This window comes from Candidatus Binataceae bacterium (assembly GCA_036495685.1).
In the GTDB taxonomy this organism is placed as follows: domain Bacteria; phylum Desulfobacterota; class Binatia; order Binatales; family Binataceae; genus JAFAHS01.
In genome coordinates, this window is the sequence record DASXMJ010000189.1 from 1 (window position 1) to 15,752 (window position 15,752).

Here is a 15,752-nt window from a genome sequence, read left to right on the forward strand (position 1 = left end):
GTGAAGTGTCCGAAACTACGATCAAAACCTAACCGGCACTGTTCTTTGATTTCGTTGAGCTTTCCTCACAGTCGTTGATACTGCTTGGGGCCTCCGGCTTATTCGTAATCGGCAGGTCGGGATTCAGAACAATCAACTTCCCAGCAGTTTTGCCCCAGGTGGGGCAAACTGCACCGAAAGAAGCACTTCGGGAAACATTTCGATGCGAAAAACCTAGTTTTCTGGGCTTTCGCACGGGTTCAAATCCCTTCTGCTCCACCAAATTCCGCTGGTAAGTCAGAGACTTTTTCCGGATGGTTGCCCACCGTGGGCAATCGTGCGGGTAACTTTCCATAGATGCCGATTGCATCGGACTCCTCATAAGGTTTCTCCGTCCCATCAACGAAGAGCTGCATCGCGCTCACCACGTGTTCCCGCGACGTAAAGACAAAATCTTTATGGGTGCCCGGGACCTTCACAATTTCGACGCTGGGCAGTACCCGTCGGACTCGCTCAATGGATGCGGCTCACTTCGGCTGGTGCGAGACTCCATGGAAAACTTAGTAAAGGTTCAGCTGGACGCGGTGTAGAGAAGGCCGACCAATACTGGATAGGGATCGATCGGCGTGCCTTTCCACCACCGTTTATCAGGCCCAAGTCGCGCGATTGCGAAATGTAACTGCGGTGCGTTCGGTTCAGCATTGCCGGACATGCCCACGTATCCCAGGATTTGACCATGCTTCACGGTCATACCCTCTGCTAGGCCATTTACATAACGGTCGAGGTGTGCGTAGTAGTAACAATACGCAGCGTCCTCATCGAACTCGTAAATAGTTATTCCGCCGGCCCGGCTGTGAAACAATTTGCGAATAGTACCGTCAACTACGGCGTGTATCGCAGTGCCGTAGGGTTTCATGATGTCGATCGCTTGGTGGAGATGTCCATAATGAATTTCATTGAAGCTATCGTGAAGCTCCGAGGCCTTGAGCCCGTCGATCGGCGACGCTGAAATCACCGGTGCCAGTGGCGCAGGTTTGGGTGCACCGATATCAGTCGCTCTAGAAAATGTCGCACTATTCAGAACCAATGGGATAGCTATCAGGGCTATGAGTCCACAACTGTCGCGTTCAGACATAGGTCTCGGGTCTCCTAAGTACGGTATCTTTCGCAAATCGCCTCGCGCTTACGCCTAACGGTAGAGGACAGTATTGCAAAAGAATCGTTCCCACTGGGCTCGATCATCAGGGCAAGTGGCGAAACATGTTCAATGCTGACTTGATAGTCCTCGATTTCTCGGGTCGAGCCATGGGGACTAGAGTTCCCATGGCGAACGATCTCTTTGGATGGCGTCCCAGTTCCAGTTCCATCGAACCATCGAAGTGTGAACTCTTGTGTTTCGCTCGATTTCGGTTTCAGAGGATTCGATTAATCAGATACAGCATTGGCTTTCTCGGTAATCGTTCAAACGCTCGCCTGGATTCTGACGGGCCATTGGGCCATTGACTCCAGAATCGACAACCAAAACACCTCGGTGTCCCACGATACAATCGCTGTTGTCTCGGAGAACGGGAGACGTGAGCAGCGCGAAGACACCCTGCGCCAACAGCTTAGGGCGGAATTGAACCCCTGTAGGATTGAGATTCGGGCCGATATAGCCAAGTGGCCGGTCAATGAGTTCCATGGCTTGGCGCTAATAAAAGTTGACGGCAGATTCGGCCTAAGGCGCCACTTTTGTATTTCGGATCAAACAGCAACATCCGCGCCATCGCGACAATTGTTGTTCTCTTCAAAAACAGTGGAACACTCTCAGCAGTCAGCTATGGCCTCCGGTCCTTAACCGCGAAAATTCTACCCGCCGGGTGAGGTTTTACATTTCACCTTCTGGACGCCGCATAGATTTATTGTGGAGTCGCCTCCATTGTTTGCGCGGCCATCGACGTGATTGCCCCGTTTCAGGGGCTCACTTATTGCCGCGACCTGATCGATAAAGCGTTGCGGGCGATTGGCCTGATTTTGAGCACGGCTGCGCTTGGTTAGCCTCATCGGCGTTGGGCCGTCAGTGCACAGGCGGTCAGGGTTTGACTATGAAAATGAGACAGGACGCGATCAATGCAGAGCTGGATCATCTCTCCGATCTCGGATTCACGATGGAACAGTTTTTCTCCGAACACGGCCCTGTAGTGGTTGAGGCAATTACCGCAATGGGCGAAAACGATGAGGTCACAGGCTGGATAGAGGCTTACAGAGCCCGCCATAGTCATCATTCATTTCCCTTTAGAGCGGCGAATTGCTGGGACCTTAGGAGACAGATTTAAGGGTGCTCTCGGCGATTATAAGAGGACGAGCGATTGGCTCTCCTTCTTTCGCAACGAGCTGGGTGAAAAACCCATAGCAAGAAGTGATAATTATTCGCGTTTCAGACGACGGCGAGTCCAGTCACCTGAAACGGCAGTCTGACAGCGACTACTTCCATGTCCCATGAGATCAACCCGCGGAGTTTGCGTCTTAACCGTTCGTTCGTGCTCGCTTCGCCGCGCGAGCGTGATTTGCTTTGCTGATCTTTACTGGGAGACGAAGACCATCGACCAGCACATCCACGAGCGGCAGCACATTCTCCTGCCATCCGGGCTGGTTGTGCACGAAACACATACCGATCAGTCCGCGCACTAGATCGCTGGGGTCGATATCGGAGCGTATCTCGCCCGCGGCGACAGCCCGGTCCAACAGAAGGCGCGCAGCCTTCGCGAGCAGTTCGGATGATCGCGTGTGGAGTTCTGAGGACGCGGTTACGGCGAGCGCCAACGCCGCCAACATACCCTTTTTGGTTGCGATGAACTCGACGATGGAGCGCATCCATCGGCGCAACGCTTCGACCGGCGCGGCCTTGCCATTCAACTGTTCCGCAAGCTCCACGAGCTGGCGCACTTCATGTTGATAGACCGCCTCGTACAAAGCTTCACGTGTCGGGAAGTGCCGGTAGAGCGTGCCGATTCCGACTCCGGCGCGCTTCGCCACGGCTTCCAGGCTCGCATCGGCGCCGCCTTTACTGAAGACCGCCTTCGCCGCCGCCAGCACGCGCTCGCGATTGCGGACCGCATCGGCGCGCGGCCTGCGTGCAGCTTCAATCGATTCTGTCCCCATATTCTTGTCTCGCCTGTCGCTGCAAACGGAGCCTACCTCCATTTGCTTCTTGCAAAGCGGAGGATTACTCCGTATATTATTATCACAAACGGAGCCCCACTCCGAATTCAAGGAGTTTAATCCATATGCGTGTCTTCGTCACCGGCGCCACCGGTTTTATCGGTTCCGCCCTCGTCCCCGAGCTCATTACCGCGGGCCATCAGGTGCTGGGTCTGGCCCGATCCGAAGCGGGAGCGAAGTCTCTGGCCGCGACCGGCGCCGAGGTGTATCGAGGATCCCTTGAAGACCTGCAAAGCCTGAAACGCGGCGCGGCTAATTCGGATGCTGTGATTCACCTAGCCTTTAACCACGACTTCTCGAAATTTCAGGAGAACTGCGAGACTGATCGGCGCGCGATCGAGGCGCTCGGTTCCGTGCTGGCCGGGTCCGATCGTCTTCTGATCGTCACCTCGGGAACGCTACTGATCGCGCCGGGCCGCCTCGCAACGGAAGAAGATGTGCCCACTGCCACCTCCGCCTCGATTCCTCGCATCGCCACGGACGAGGCGGTCGCTGCGGTGGCGGCGCGTGGCGTGCGGGTTTCATTGGTGCGGCTTCCTCAGGTTCACGATCAGAACAAGCAGGGATTGATCACGTATCTGATCAGTCTCGCGCGAGAGAAGGGCGTCTCGGCGTTCGTCGGCGACGGTAAGAATCGATGGTCGGCGGCGCATCTGTCCGATACCGTACGTCTCTACCGGCTGGTGCTCGATAAGGGTATGGCGGGCCGTTATCACGCGGTTGCCGAAGAAGGCGTGCCCGTGCGCGATATCGCTGAGGTAATCGGTCGTCGCCTGAAGCTGCCGGTCGTCGCGAAATCCCCGGCGGAGGCTGCGGAGCATTTCGGATGGCTTGGAGGCTTCGCTGGTCTCGATGGTCCCGCTTCAAGCGCGCTGACGCGCGAGCGGCTCGGATGGCGCCCGGTGGGACCTGGGCTAATCGCGGATCTCGAACGGGCACACAATCTCGAAATCGGCCTTAATCAAAGCCTGTAACAATCGGAGGAACTTCTGATGACCAGCCTCGGCGGAAGCTTCACGTTCGGAATCACTTCGCTGACCGTGAACCGCATGGGTTACGGCGCGATGCAACTGGCCGGGCCTGGCGTATGGGGGCCGCCCAAGGACCCTGACGGGGCCGTCGCCGTCCTTCGCGAGGCCGTCGCAGCAGGCGTGAACCACATCGACACGGCCGACTACTACGGCCCGCACGTCACCAACCAGATCCTCCGGCAGGCTCTGCACCCGTACCCTGCGGGGTTAGTGATCGTCACCAAGCTCGGGGGACGGCGCCCTCCCGACAAGTCGTGGCAGCCCGCCATCTCGCCCCAGGAGCTTACAGCGGGTGTGCATGATAACCTACGAAACCTGGGTCTGGACGTTCTCGAGATCGTCAACTACCGCGTGATGGGGTCGGGCCACGGCCCCGAGGAAGGGTCCATCGCCGAGCAGGTGACGGTGCTGGCCGACCTCCAGCGTCAGGGACTCATCCGTCATCTCGGTCTGAGTAATGTGACTCCGCGGCAGTTCGCGGAAGCGCAGAAAATATCGGAGATCGTTTGCGTGCAGAACCTGTACAACGTTGCGCACCGAACCGACGACGCCTTCATTGACGATCTTGAACGGCAGGGCGTCGCTTACGTCCCATTCTTCCCGTTGGGAGGATTTAGCCCGCTGCAGTCCGCCACGCTCGACGCGGCCGCAGCGTCGTTGAAAGCGACCCCAATGCAGATTGCGCTAGCGTGGCTGCTTCACCGTGCGCCAAACATCCTGCTCATCCCTGGCACATCGTCGGTTCACCATCTGCGCGAAAATCTGGAGGCGGCCTCGCTGGAACTTCCTCCCGAAACGATCGCTGTCCTCGACTCTATCTGCCCGCGTCCCTGACTAGCAGCGCGTCCGGTCAAGAGCACATGAAGTGGGTGCTCGGCTGTCCCTTCGGCCCAGGAGGGGGCCGCCACGCTGCGCCGTTTCAGCCTCAAAGGCGTCGCCGAAAAATTTCCTGTCCGCTTCTAATCGTTCATGGCGGCGGCGATCATCAAATTCTAGGCGATCAAGGGAAGAAGACCTACGACGCCGCGGTTGGATACCAGAGAGCTAGGGTTTTCCAGGCCTTCGTAGGGTTTCAAATCCCTTCTGCTCCACCAAATTTTGGCTGAAAGTCAAAGACTTTTTCGGGCTACTGCCCTACGTGGGGAAAACTCCCCCATTTTGACACTTAAAGGATCGATCTTCGCGAGTTCTAAATGCGTCCGCTTGGCTCGCGTGGATGAAGCGGCCGTAGTGCGTACACCGGGTACTTTCCATGACGCCAGTCTGCTCGGAGGGCCAGGTCAGATTCACTGCTATGCAGGCTGCCGTACATCATCCGCCGCAGTGCTGCTAGGCTCCGAGACGAGGAAATCTTTCTGAAGGAGACTCGATCGTGAGTGATGATCTAGTGCGCTACGAAGTTAAGGATGAGATCGCCTTCGTCCAGATGAATCGGCCGGACAAGCTGAACGCCTTGAGCGTGGAGTTGGCCGACGCACTCAACTATACCTGGGCGCGCTTCGAGGCCGATCCCCTGGCGAAGGTCGCGATTCTAAGCTCGGCCGGACGCGCGTTCTGCGCCGGCGCGGACATCGGGAGCAGTGGACCCAAGGACGATCTGCGAATCCCATGGGCAATCAGGGTCCATCGCGCTTATCCGCAGAACGGCGTCACGGTATTCAAGCCGATCGTTGGTGCGGTCCATGGATATGCTCTCGGAGCGGGATGGGCTCTGGCCGTGCGCGGCTGCGACATTACTATCGCGGGCGAAAGCGCTGTGTTCGGCTTTCCGGAACCGCGCGTGGGCATTTCGCTCCCGCCTATCGACTACTTGCCTTACGTGCCCTTCAAGGCGAGCCTCGAATTCATGCTACTGGCGTGGAATGGAGGCGAGATGTTAGAGGCGCGACGCGCCCGGGAGCTGGGGATGGTAAATCGGGTCGTGCCGGACGCCGATCTGATGAGCGAAGCGATTCGCTGGGCAGAGATGCTCAAGAAAATCCCGCCGATGTATATCAAGGCCGTCAAATACGGACACTACAAGGCGGTGGAGTCCAAGACCGTGCGCGACGAGCGCGAATATCTCAATGTCATCTGGCCGCAGGAAGTCAGCGAAGACAGCCGCGAGGGGCGCCACGCGTTCAAGGAAAAGCGAGAGCCGCGCTTCAAAGGCCGATAACCGCCCGGGTTACGTCCGTGCCCGGTCCCTCAAACTGCTGATTGATTTCCAGCGGGAACATGACCGGCTGACACCAGATCATTGTCGCGCCAACCGAGCCGCTGGCAATTTCATATGGAGGGAGAACCAGTCGAAAGAACGGATTCAGATGACGGAGCCGTTGAAGAACGAGCCGGGGAATTGGGACGGTGGGGCGCCGAGGATCAAATCGGCTGCCTCAACTTTCTCACCAAAGATGAAGTTCTACGCGGCGTGCGCACCTCAGCAGGTCAAAATCTTCATGCTTGGCGGGCCGGTGGCGCGGCCCGCCGCGATCCGACGCATCCGCTTCGTTCGTAGCCGATTCGTCTGCGCGCAAGGGCGGTTAGATGATCTATTGAGAGCGGTAACAAACGAGGCGCGTATTCAACGCTGCGGCCATCGGATTTCAGAAAGGAGCAGTCGAAAGGCGGCGTTGCTCCGTGGAGCAAACCAGCTCTGACCAGATGGACCCCTCAAGCCCGCGAGCTTCCGGGCCAGATTCCGATTCGACCTGCGCATGCAGCTCGATCAATGTGGCGCGCAGCAAGCAATTATTTCGTTCCAGCGCGGAGATTCGAAAGTCCTCGTCTTTGGTACGAGCCAGTTCGGTCAGACGAGCGTTCAGACCGGGCTTCTTGATAAGGTTGGCTGCTTCGCGGAAAATCTCGCGTAGTCGCCGGTTCTCCTCAAGGCGCCGGCTCGCCGCGCGATCCCAGTCCTCTCCCGCCAACGCGAGCATCGTTGCGATCATCCCTATTGTTCCCTGGTGGTAGGCGGGGCTGATCGCGGGGATGACCCGCTGCATCAAATCGGCCGCCATTTGCTGAAACACCGCCGGAACAGGTGGTCTCATCGCAGATGCCCCATAAATTCGAGCGCCGCTCGATCCTGGCTGTTCATCAGGGACCAGGCGCTCAGGACCAGAATGGGATCCTTGTTTTCCTATGTTTCCCATGCGTGCGCGCTGGAAACCCAGATGGCCTGCCCTTTAATAGTGGCAAACAGCTCCCACCAGTTCAGCGCCGCGGGGTCGGCCTTGAGGCCGCTCGCATTCTCCCAGATTGTGATTACGCCCGCGCGATCGACCAGCCCGCCGCGCCGTTCGTCTTGCGCCCAGCACCAAACTCGATTGAGACTCCATCCGAGATCCTCCAGGGGATCGCCCAGATGCGACATCTCCCAGTCGAGAATGCCGCGGATACGCCCCTCTTCATCGAACAGGAAATTTCCGGTGCGATAGTCCCCGTGCACTACGGCAATTTTCTGTGCTGGCGGCGGCGGGTTGCAGCGCATCCATCGTATCGCCGCGCGCATCACAGGCTGCGGAATCAATTCGTCGGAATCGAGCACCCCCTCCCAGTAGTCAAGCTCCCGCTTCCAGCAGGCGTCCGGCTCCACCCATTCCATCGCTTCGCCAAGGCCCAGCCGGCGCGGATCGCAGGAAGCGATCTTCCCCAGGATCGACCATCTCTGCTCAGCAATCCTCTGATGGTGCGACGCATAGGGCTCCATCAGGATTCGCGCCGGGGAGGTCTGAAAGCCTGTCATTTCCACGCCGATAAAGAAGGGACTGCCCAGATGCGTGGGATCGTTTTCGAGCCACAGGACCTCAGGAACCGGAACTTGGGTCGCGAAGAAAGCCTTGAATGCGGCGAATTCGATCCTCCGATCCGTGTCGATGAGACTGCCGGACGGATCGCGCCTCAGTATCAGACGTCGCTCGCGCGGAAATCCACTCTCGCGATAGGACAGGCGGAATCGGTACGTTTGGCGGGACGCTCCGCCGGAGATCTGTTCAAGTTGGTCAACTCTGACTTCAGTGGCATCGCGCAACTTAGCCTTGATTTACGAAGCCAGCGAATCTTCCAGAGACGGCATAGCAGAATTTCTAAACAGAACTTTTGTTCTCTTTACAATGGCCCTGCGGAAAATCAATCCACGGTCGCGACTTGTTTGCCCTGAACGCAAGGGTCCTTCGTGATTCGAAATGAAAATTCCCGGTACAAAATCGGGCACCCAAGGAACATGGAGGGTACATCTCCCAGAAAAGGGGGAAATTTGAATATCGCACTAGCCTCAAGCTAAGGTGGCCTGAGGAACAGACATGCTGAACAAGCTCGATGATTTTCCTGTTCATCAAACACCGGAACCTCTCGCCCATCCCGCGACGAGTGACCGCAACGTTTACGACCGCACCTGGTTCAACGGCTATTCCGAGGACGGGTCGTATTATTTTGGCATCGGGATGGCGGTTTACCCGCATCGCGGAATCCTTGATTGCGCTTTCAGCGTCGTAAAGCCGAATTCACTCCAGTACTGCTTCTTCGGATCGCGGCGGGCGGCGGCTGAGCGCACCGAGATGCAGGTCGGTCCGTTTCGCATCGAAATCATCGAACCGATGAAGCGCACTCGCGTGGTACTGGAGAAGAACAGCACCGGCCTGTCATGCGACCTTACATTTTCCGCCCGGACCGCGTCGATTCAGGAAAAGCGCCAGACCTTATGGTCCGGCGCGCGCCGCGTGATGGATGCGACTCGATTCGATCAGTTCGGCCGCTGGAGCGGCGCGGTCCACTCCCCCGATGGCGAAATCGCGGTGAACGATCGCATATGCCGCGGGACCAAAGATCGATCCTGGGGCGTGCGCACCCTTGGCGAGCGCGAAACCGGCGGAGCACCATCGATGCCGGGTGGCGCGTTCTTTCTATGGGCGCCGTTGTTCTGGGAGGACCACATTACTCACGGGATCTTTTTCGATGGAACGAAGGGTGAGGCTCTCGTGCGCGAAGGAATCGTTGCCCCACTCTACGCGACGGAGGCCGAAGTGCCGGGTGTAGAGGACGGGCGCGATCAGCGCATGGCGACTGCGCGTCATCGGGTTAAATATGTTCCAGGTACGCGCCTGGCAAGGTCAGCCGAAATTGACCTCGTCGATTTGGAGGGCGGCGTTCGCACCATCGCCCTCGAACCGATCCTGAAGTTCCAAATGAAGGGTCTGGGTTACGGGCACCCTGCATGGGGGCATGGCATGTGGAAGGGGGAGCTGGAGGTCGGTGGCGAGTCCTTCGACCCTCGCGAACTGAACCCGCTCGCACCCGAGAATATCCACGTGCAGCAGGTGGTTCGTGCCAGCGATGGCACGAGGAAGGGAATCGGCGTGCTTGAGCAGGTCTGTTTCGGACCGTACGCACCGGCAGGATTCAAGGAATTCTTCGACGGCGCGAAGGATTAGCCGGGCGCTTGGACGAACTTCCTGAAGACTTTGCCGGTGCCCGTAAAAAAAGGGTGAGGCCGCAGTGAGGCCGCGACTAACTTGACAAATCGTATAGAAACGCATGTTCGCTACCGAGGTCTCTTGCACTGACAGCTCATCCGAACCGGGCCGTTTATCTTGGTCGCGACGCCGTTGAGCTGAAGGTGTGAGCACAGATAAATCGCTTGTTCGCGGCTGCGGATAGGCGGGAGATGATGCACGCATGACAAAACGAACTATGCGCGGCCAAGTGGCCGTGGCGGGGATAGGAGAGACGGCCTATTACCGTCACGGCAAAGCGACGGATCCCGAATCCGTCCTGTGCCTCAAAGCGATCCTTGCGGCCTGCAACGATGCCGGCATCGACCCGCGCGATATCGACGGTTTCTCCTCTTACAGCAACGATCGCAACGATCCGCCGACCCTGGCGACCGCTCTGGGTACGCATGAACTGAGATATTCGACGATGCTCTGGGGCGGTGGCGGAGGCGGCGGTGCGGGCGCGATGGCAAATGCGGCGGCCGCTGTCGCGACAGGTCTTGCGGAGTGCGTCGTTGTCTACAGAGCGCTGGCGCAGGGACAGTTCGGTCGCTTTGGCCAGGGCATGCGGGCCAAAACGGTTTCGGGCGACTTGGCACTGACCATGCCCTACGGTCAGATGTCGCCGGCCTTGTGGTACGCACCCAAGGCGATGCGCTTCATGTACGAACACAACATCGGACAGCAGGCGCTCCGCGCGATCGCCATGGCGTCGTACCACCACGCTCAGGCGAATCCACGAGCGGTGATGTACGGCCGTCCGCTCACTGAGAAGGTCTACGACGAATCGCGTTGGATCGCCGAGCCGTTCCACCTCTACGACTGCTGCCAAGAGAACGACGGCGCCGCCGCGCTTATCCTGGTGTCCGCGGAGCGCGCGAAGGATCTGAAACAGAAGCCGGCTTACGTGCTTGGTGCTGCGATGGGGGCAGGATACCGCGTCCATAGCACAATGGCCGGACATGCGACGCCGGACTTGGCCAGCTCGCATTTCAAGACCGTCGCCCGGCACATGTACGAGATGGCCGAGGTCGATCCGAATGAGGTCGACGTCGTCCAATCGTACGAGAACTTCACCGGCGGCGTTCTGATGAGCCTGGTCGAGCATGGCTTCTTCGCTCCTGAAGAAGCGATGGAATTTCTCAAGCTGGAAAACCTGATCGCGCCGAACGGCAAGCTGCCGCTCAACACCAGCGGCGGTAACCTGGCCGAATGCTACATGCATGGCCTCGAATTGCAGATCGAGGCGGTTCGGCAGATCCGTGGCCAGTCGACCAGCCAGGTGCCGGACGTGAAAGTTTCGCTGGCCTCCTCGGGCCCAATGGTCACCCCTGTCAGCACAATCATCTTTGGTTCGGAGGCCGCGCTCTGATGTCGAACTACTATCTGCCATTCGGCCTGCCGGTTCCGGTCCCCGAGCACGACGGCCTTTCCAAGCCTTATTGGGACGGCCTGCGCAAGGAAACCATCATGGTGCAACGGAATCCGCGCACCGGTGTCTATCAATTTCCGCCGCAGTGGATTTGCCACGACACCCAGACTTTCGACGTGGAATGGGTTGCCGTGGAACCGAAGGGTGTGATCTATAGCTGGACTCGCGCCGGACATCCGGTGCATCCGGCCCTCAAGGACGCGTGCCCGTATATAGTCGTGGTGGTCGAGCTCCCTCACGCGGGCGGCGTGCGCATGCTGGGCAATCTCTTAGGCGATCCTCGCCAGACCTTCCGGATTGGCACGCCAGTCGAGTCCGTGTTCGAACATCACAACGATTCGGAGCCAAAATTTACGCTCCTGCAATGGCGCGTCTCTGAGCGCTGCTAAAAGCGCATTCTAGGAGGAACTGAGAAGGGTATCGCGATGAATCATGATGTCACCATAGTTGACGAAAAGAACCGCTGGCGGCTCGAAACGCCCGGCCATCAGGGATGGGAACGCACTGCGCAGCCGGACGATCCTCGCAGGTATCTGATGGTCTCGGCGGACTGTCATTGCAACGAACCGGGAGGCCTGTGGTGGCAGCGTATAGACAAGAAGTTCCAACATCGACTGCCGCATGTGGAAGTTGATGAGAAGGGCGATAAGTGGATGGTCGTCGAGGGCTACCAGAAGTCCCGGCTGCGCGCGCGTAATGTTGCGGATGCCCCTAAGGGAGGCGAGGATCGGTTGCGCGGCGAGGCCGGCCGCACCGTGCAGGCTCGGATAGCCGATCATCTTCGCGATGGAATTGACGCTGAGATTCTTTTCCCGAACAAGGGCCTCGCGATGTGGGCGAGCCATGACGCTGAATTCGGCGCAGCCCAATGCCGCGTCTGGAACGACTGGGCTTGGGAAACCTTCGGTCCATACAACGACTTCATGTCGCCGATCGCCGCAATTATGACTGCGGATGTCGACATCGCGATCGATGAGATTAAGCGTGTCGCCAGGCTCGGGTTCCGCGGTGTCAATCTGCCATGCAAGCCAATTTGGGGCGCGCACGACGCCCGTCATCCCAACTACAACCTGCCGCTCTTCGACCCGATGTGGGCCGTGATTCAGGATTGCGATCTCCCGATCACCTTTCACATCGCGACCGGTATGGATCCGCGCGCGGCGCGGCACGATGGCGGTGCCGTAATCAATTACGTCACGCACGCCTGCCCTAGTGCGATCGAGCCGATGTCCAACCTCTGCGGGTCGGGCGTCTTCGAGCGCTTTCCGAGGCTCCGATTCGCTCTAATTGAATGCGGCATTGGCTGGGTCCCGTGGGCGCTCGACGCGATGGATGAGGCTTATCGAAAGCATCACCTGTGGGCATATCCGAAGCTGAAGCAGTTGCCGAGCGATTACTTCCGTCAGCACGGAGCCGTTTCATTTCAGGAGGATGTAAACGGCCTACGTCTCGCCGCTGCATCCAATCTCGTTGATAACTTTTTGTGGGCCAATGATTATCCGCATGCAGAGGGTTCATGGCCGCATTCCGCGGAAGCGATCGAACGGCAGATGCAGCATCTCAATGATGACCAGCGTTCGAAAATTCTCGGTCTCAACGCCGCGAAGCTCTTGAGGTTCGACGTCACAAAATTAATCGCTCGCCGCGGGCAGGCCGCTCAACCGACGCAGTGACCCTCTATTGCGAAAAAGCCCTCGCGCGGTTCGCGCTCCGAGGGAGACAGAAGGTATTGCGCCGCCAAGGAGGATCCAGAGATGCGCATCGGCATGATGATTGGCGAGGGAGCAGGTGAGTCTCCGCATCTGGATGACATCGTCGCGCGAGCGCAGCTCATTGAAAAAACCGGTTTATCGACGGGTTGGCTGGCGAACATCTTTGCATATGAAGCGATAGGTCTCCTCGGCATAGTCGCGCGCGAGACCAAGCGGATAGAGTTAGGAACCGCGGTCGTTCCAACCTACCCCCGCCATCCTGCCGTTATGGCGCAGCAAGCACTGACCACTCAAGCAGCGAGCAATGGACGATTCACGCTAGGCATAGGCCTTTCTCACCAAGTAGTCATCGAAAAAATGTTCGGTCTATCGTACGAACGCAGACTTTCTCACATGCGAGAGTATCTGTCCGTATTGAAGCCGCTACTGGCTGGCCAACCGGTGAAATATCGTGGAGAAGAGTACCAGGTTAACATGAGCCTGAACCCGCCCGGAGCGGCTCCAGTTCCGATCGTCATCGCGGCACTCGGACCGAAGATGCTCGAGCTCTGCGGCACGGAGGCGACCGGCACAATTACCTGGATGGCCGGAAGAAAAGCCCTGCAAGAACATGTCGTACCGAGAATTACGGACGCTGCGAAAGAAGCGGGATGTCCACCTCCGCGCATCATCGCTGGAATGCCGCTCGCGATTGTCAATGATGTAGCTGCCGCGCGCGGAGTCGCTGCGAAGGTGTTTCAGGTCTATCGCGATCTGCCAGCGTATCGCGCCATGTTAGATCGAGGTAACGCCGCCGAACCTGTCGACGTCGCGTTAGTTGGCGATCAGGCGACAATAAAGGACGAGATTAAGCGATTAGAAGACATTGGCGTCACCGATCTCTGCGCCTTTGTCTTCCGCGCGGAATCCGGTGCCTTCGAGCGAACGGTCGATTTCTTGGGTGCATTGTGAACGACGCGTGCGGACGATGTGCAAAATTCGTTCTGGCGACTCCATTTAGGCGCACACTAGTTGAGTTTTGAGGACGGTATATGACCGATTCGCATTCCACGGAAGTTCATTTCAGAGCCCGCGGCAGAATGGCAGTCCATACGATTTGGGACCACCTAACGCGGCCGATCGCCAGGACTATCGACGACGTCCCCTGGTGCGCCGAAGCGATATCGGCCGAATGGATGACTGCGATTATGTGCCCTAACGTTCCAGGTGCGAAGGCCGTCTCGGTGGACGTGTGCGGGGGCGATCAGGGCTCCAGCGTGCGTCGGCGACTCAAGGTTGCCTACAACGAAGAAGGCAGAATGGCACACCTTCCCGAGGACTTGTTCTGCAAGACCACCCCGACCGTGCTGACCAGGCTTGCAACGGGTCTCTCCGCCGCAGCGGAAGGCCGCTTCTATCGTGAAATCCGTCCCCAACTGAAGATCGAAACACCCAAGTGCTATCACTCGGCATGGGACCGCAACTCAGGTCGTTCGATACATCTTTTCGAGGACGTAGTTGCGAGCAACGCCGCGCGGTTTTGTAGATGGAACACTGCCATTTCCCGCCCGCAAGCGGAACAGATCATAGATACGCTGGCGGCGATGCACGCCCAGTTTTATGACAGCCCGCGTTTTGAAGCAGACCTGAAATGGGTTGTGTCTTACGTAAGGTTTTTTGCTGCGGGTGAAGGCGTTGGACTTCGGCAATGTCACGAGCAGGCTATGATAGAAGCCGAAGATGTAATTCCTTCTGATATCACGCGTAGGCGCTCCGAAATCTGGCCGTCAACAATGAAATCCCTCGACCTCCATCGAAAAGGTCCATACACCTTGCTGCACTCCGATGTGCATCTGGGGAATTGGTACATCAGCGGCGAGGGACGCTTAGGACTCTGCGACTGGCAATGTCTCGCCACGGGACATTGGGCGCGTGATGTCGCGTATGCGCTTGCGACGACGATATCGATCGATGATCGTCGCGCCTGGGAACAGGATTTGGTCCGGCGTTACCTTGAAAAGATGCAGGAGAGCTGCGGACTGAACACCAGTTTCGATGACGCCTGGAGTTTATATCGCCAGCAAGTCTTGCTGGCACTAATGATGTGGACACCAACTCTTGTCCATTCGCGTACAACGCCTGATATGCAGCCCGAAGAAATGTCCCTGGAAATGATTAAGCGGATGACCGCCGCGATGTCTGATCTGCGCAGCCTGGACAGTTTTGTCTAATACATGGAATTCGCCAACCTTTCCGGAAGGTAAGACACCTACGGGATATCGAACAATGAAAGAAGACAGCGCGTCGAGCAAAGTAGAGTCTCAAGAGACCTCTCTGGACAAGTGGGGGATGCAGCTCATGGAGAATATCTTGTTGACTGCGGCAGAGGCGCTAGCCGACCGCAAGCCTGACAATCCGGACTCAGTCGAAGTGACCTTGAAGTTCCGATTGACGCCGATCGTCTCGAAAGACGAGCTGGAAGTGAGGGTGGGATTCGAGCGCGATCCCACGCTTATCACTTATATACCGAGGCGATTTTGACCTGCTTCACGGCGACACCGGCAGCGCCGTTCGCACTGACCCGTCAGCTTCCATCAATCTTGACGATATCTGCAAAGTTCAACCACGGAGTTGAATCTGCATGGATTGCCTAACTCAAGAGCGGCGCCTGCTTCAGCAGTCGGCGCGCGACTTCGCGATGGACGCCCGGCCGCTATCCCCTACGCGCACCAACGTGTTACCGGACTCCTCCGCGCGCGATTGCGTCGATATTCGGAGTGGCCGCCGGAGTGTCGCCGCCATAGCCAAACAGCAGCCATTGGTCGATTCCAAGATCGATATTCGGAAGCGTTCCTGCGCTGGACAATCCCGATCCGCCTCCACCGCTACCGCACGCGACAAAAAACAGTATCGAGAGGAGACCGATACGAGCCCGCCTGGCGAGCCC

General features: G+C 58.0%; 16 protein-coding genes. 10 read left to right on the forward strand and 6 right to left on the reverse strand.

The genetic code is table 11. From position 1 onward, the window contains the following. Positions 1 to 239 precede the first annotated feature (239 nt). The 3 genes from VGI36_17145 to VGI36_17155 form a co-directional block, all read right to left on the reverse strand. Complete coding sequence (locus VGI36_17145) at positions 240 to 404, reverse strand: hypothetical protein (protein HEY2486873.1); 165 nt, start codon at positions 402 to 404, stop codon at positions 240 to 242. Positions 405 to 550: 146 nt separating this feature from the next. Further along, complete coding sequence (locus tag VGI36_17150; GenBank protein HEY2486874.1) at positions 551 to 994, reverse strand: M23 family metallopeptidase; 444 nt, start codon at positions 992 to 994, stop codon at positions 551 to 553. A 1,490-nt stretch (positions 995 to 2,484) separates the two neighbouring features. After that, positions 2,485 to 3,120 (reverse strand): TetR/AcrR family transcriptional regulator, encoded by a 636-nt coding sequence (locus tag VGI36_17155; GenBank protein ID HEY2486875.1) that lies wholly within the window; start codon positions 3,118 to 3,120, stop codon positions 2,485 to 2,487. A gap of 125 nt (positions 3,121 to 3,245) precedes the next feature. On the opposite strand from VGI36_17155, the gene VGI36_17160 reads away from it, so the two are divergent. The 3 genes from VGI36_17160 to VGI36_17170 all read left to right on the forward strand — a co-directional run bounded on the left by VGI36_17160 (position 3,246) and on the right by VGI36_17170 (position 6,369). Continuing rightward, positions 3,246 to 4,154, forward strand: coding sequence for an SDR family oxidoreductase (locus VGI36_17160; protein ID HEY2486876.1), 909 nt, complete (start codon positions 3,246 to 3,248; stop codon positions 4,152 to 4,154). 18 nt (positions 4,155 to 4,172) lie between these two features. After that, entirely contained in the window at positions 4,173 to 5,045 is an 873-nt protein-coding gene (locus VGI36_17165) for an aldo/keto reductase family oxidoreductase (protein HEY2486877.1), read from the forward strand. 538 nt (positions 5,046 to 5,583) lie between these two features. After that, positions 5,584 to 6,369 (forward strand): enoyl-CoA hydratase/isomerase family protein, encoded by a 786-nt coding sequence (locus VGI36_17170; GenBank protein ID HEY2486878.1) that lies wholly within the window; start codon positions 5,584 to 5,586, stop codon positions 6,367 to 6,369. A gap of 427 nt (positions 6,370 to 6,796) precedes the next feature. On the opposite strand, the gene VGI36_17175 is transcribed toward VGI36_17170, so the two are convergent. Both VGI36_17175 and VGI36_17180 read right to left on the reverse strand, forming a co-directional pair. Next, the gene (locus VGI36_17175) at positions 6,797 to 7,243 is read right to left on the reverse strand and encodes a hypothetical protein (protein HEY2486879.1); all 447 of its coding nucleotides are present in this window, start codon (positions 7,241 to 7,243) and stop codon (positions 6,797 to 6,799) included. 89 nt (positions 7,244 to 7,332) lie between these two features. Next, positions 7,333 to 8,223, reverse strand: coding sequence for a phosphotransferase family protein (locus VGI36_17180; GenBank protein HEY2486880.1), 891 nt, complete (start codon positions 8,221 to 8,223; stop codon positions 7,333 to 7,335). Positions 8,224 to 8,494: 271 nt separating this feature from the next. Between VGI36_17180 and VGI36_17185 the strand changes: the two genes are divergently transcribed. From VGI36_17185 to VGI36_17215, 7 genes are all read left to right on the forward strand, one after another. Next, on the forward strand, positions 8,495 to 9,622 hold the full coding sequence (locus VGI36_17185; protein HEY2486881.1) for a hypothetical protein: 1,128 nt from the start codon (positions 8,495 to 8,497) through the stop codon (positions 9,620 to 9,622). Positions 9,623 to 9,866: 244 nt separating this feature from the next. After that, positions 9,867 to 11,054, forward strand: coding sequence for a hypothetical protein (locus VGI36_17190; protein ID HEY2486882.1), 1,188 nt, complete (start codon positions 9,867 to 9,869; stop codon positions 11,052 to 11,054). Continuing rightward, on the forward strand, positions 11,054 to 11,503 hold the full coding sequence (locus VGI36_17195; protein ID HEY2486883.1) for an OB-fold domain-containing protein: 450 nt from the start codon (positions 11,054 to 11,056) through the stop codon (positions 11,501 to 11,503). Before VGI36_17190 ends, VGI36_17195 begins: the two co-directional genes overlap by 1 nt. Positions 11,504 to 11,539: 36 nt before the next feature. Continuing rightward, entirely contained in the window at positions 11,540 to 12,787 is a 1,248-nt protein-coding gene (locus VGI36_17200; GenBank protein ID HEY2486884.1) for an amidohydrolase family protein, read from the forward strand. 81 nt (positions 12,788 to 12,868) lie between these two features. Then, positions 12,869 to 13,777: a TIGR03564 family F420-dependent LLM class oxidoreductase gene (locus tag VGI36_17205; GenBank protein ID HEY2486885.1), complete on the forward strand. Its 909-nt coding sequence runs from the start codon at positions 12,869 to 12,871 to the stop codon at positions 13,775 to 13,777. A gap of 347 nt (positions 13,778 to 14,124) precedes the next feature. Then, positions 14,125 to 15,036 carry an aminoglycoside phosphotransferase family protein gene (locus tag VGI36_17210; GenBank protein ID HEY2486886.1) on the forward strand — a complete coding sequence of 304 codons (912 nt, stop codon included), beginning with the start codon at positions 14,125 to 14,127 and terminating at the stop codon, positions 15,034 to 15,036. A gap of 55 nt (positions 15,037 to 15,091) precedes the next feature. Further along, positions 15,092 to 15,346 (forward strand): hypothetical protein, encoded by a 255-nt coding sequence (locus VGI36_17215; protein ID HEY2486887.1) that lies wholly within the window; start codon positions 15,092 to 15,094, stop codon positions 15,344 to 15,346. Positions 15,347 to 15,542: 196 nt separating this feature from the next. On the opposite strand, the gene VGI36_17220 is transcribed toward VGI36_17215, so the two are convergent. Beyond that, a partial coding sequence (locus tag VGI36_17220) for a hypothetical protein (GenBank protein HEY2486888.1) occupies positions 15,543 to 15,752 on the reverse strand: 210 nt, incomplete at its 5' end.

What these genes read in the sequence shown, in the direction of transcription:
- VGI36_17155 (HEY2486875.1), bottom strand. Translation starts at nt 3,120, where the DNA reads ATGGGGACAGAATCGATTGAAGCTGCACGCAGGCCGCGCGCCGATGCG.
- VGI36_17160 (HEY2486876.1), top strand. Translation starts at nt 3,246, where the DNA reads ATGCGTGTCTTCGTCACCGGCGCCACCGGTTTTATCGGTTCCGCCCTC.
- VGI36_17165 (HEY2486877.1), top strand. Translation starts at nt 4,173, where the DNA reads ATGACCAGCCTCGGCGGAAGCTTCACGTTCGGAATCACTTCGCTGACC.
- VGI36_17175 (HEY2486879.1), bottom strand. Translation starts at nt 7,243, where the DNA reads ATGAGACCACCTGTTCCGGCGGTGTTTCAGCAAATGGCGGCCGATTTG.
- VGI36_17185 (HEY2486881.1), top strand. Translation starts at nt 8,495, where the DNA reads ATGCTGAACAAGCTCGATGATTTTCCTGTTCATCAAACACCGGAACCT.
- VGI36_17190 (HEY2486882.1), top strand. Translation starts at nt 9,867, where the DNA reads ATGACAAAACGAACTATGCGCGGCCAAGTGGCCGTGGCGGGGATAGGA.
- VGI36_17195 (HEY2486883.1), top strand. Translation starts at nt 11,054, where the DNA reads ATGTCGAACTACTATCTGCCATTCGGCCTGCCGGTTCCGGTCCCCGAG.
- VGI36_17200 (HEY2486884.1), top strand. Translation starts at nt 11,540, where the DNA reads ATGAATCATGATGTCACCATAGTTGACGAAAAGAACCGCTGGCGGCTC.
- VGI36_17205 (HEY2486885.1), top strand. Translation starts at nt 12,869, where the DNA reads ATGCGCATCGGCATGATGATTGGCGAGGGAGCAGGTGAGTCTCCGCAT.
- VGI36_17210 (HEY2486886.1), top strand. Translation starts at nt 14,125, where the DNA reads ATGGCACACCTTCCCGAGGACTTGTTCTGCAAGACCACCCCGACCGTG.
- VGI36_17215 (HEY2486887.1), top strand. Translation starts at nt 15,092, where the DNA reads ATGAAAGAAGACAGCGCGTCGAGCAAAGTAGAGTCTCAAGAGACCTCT.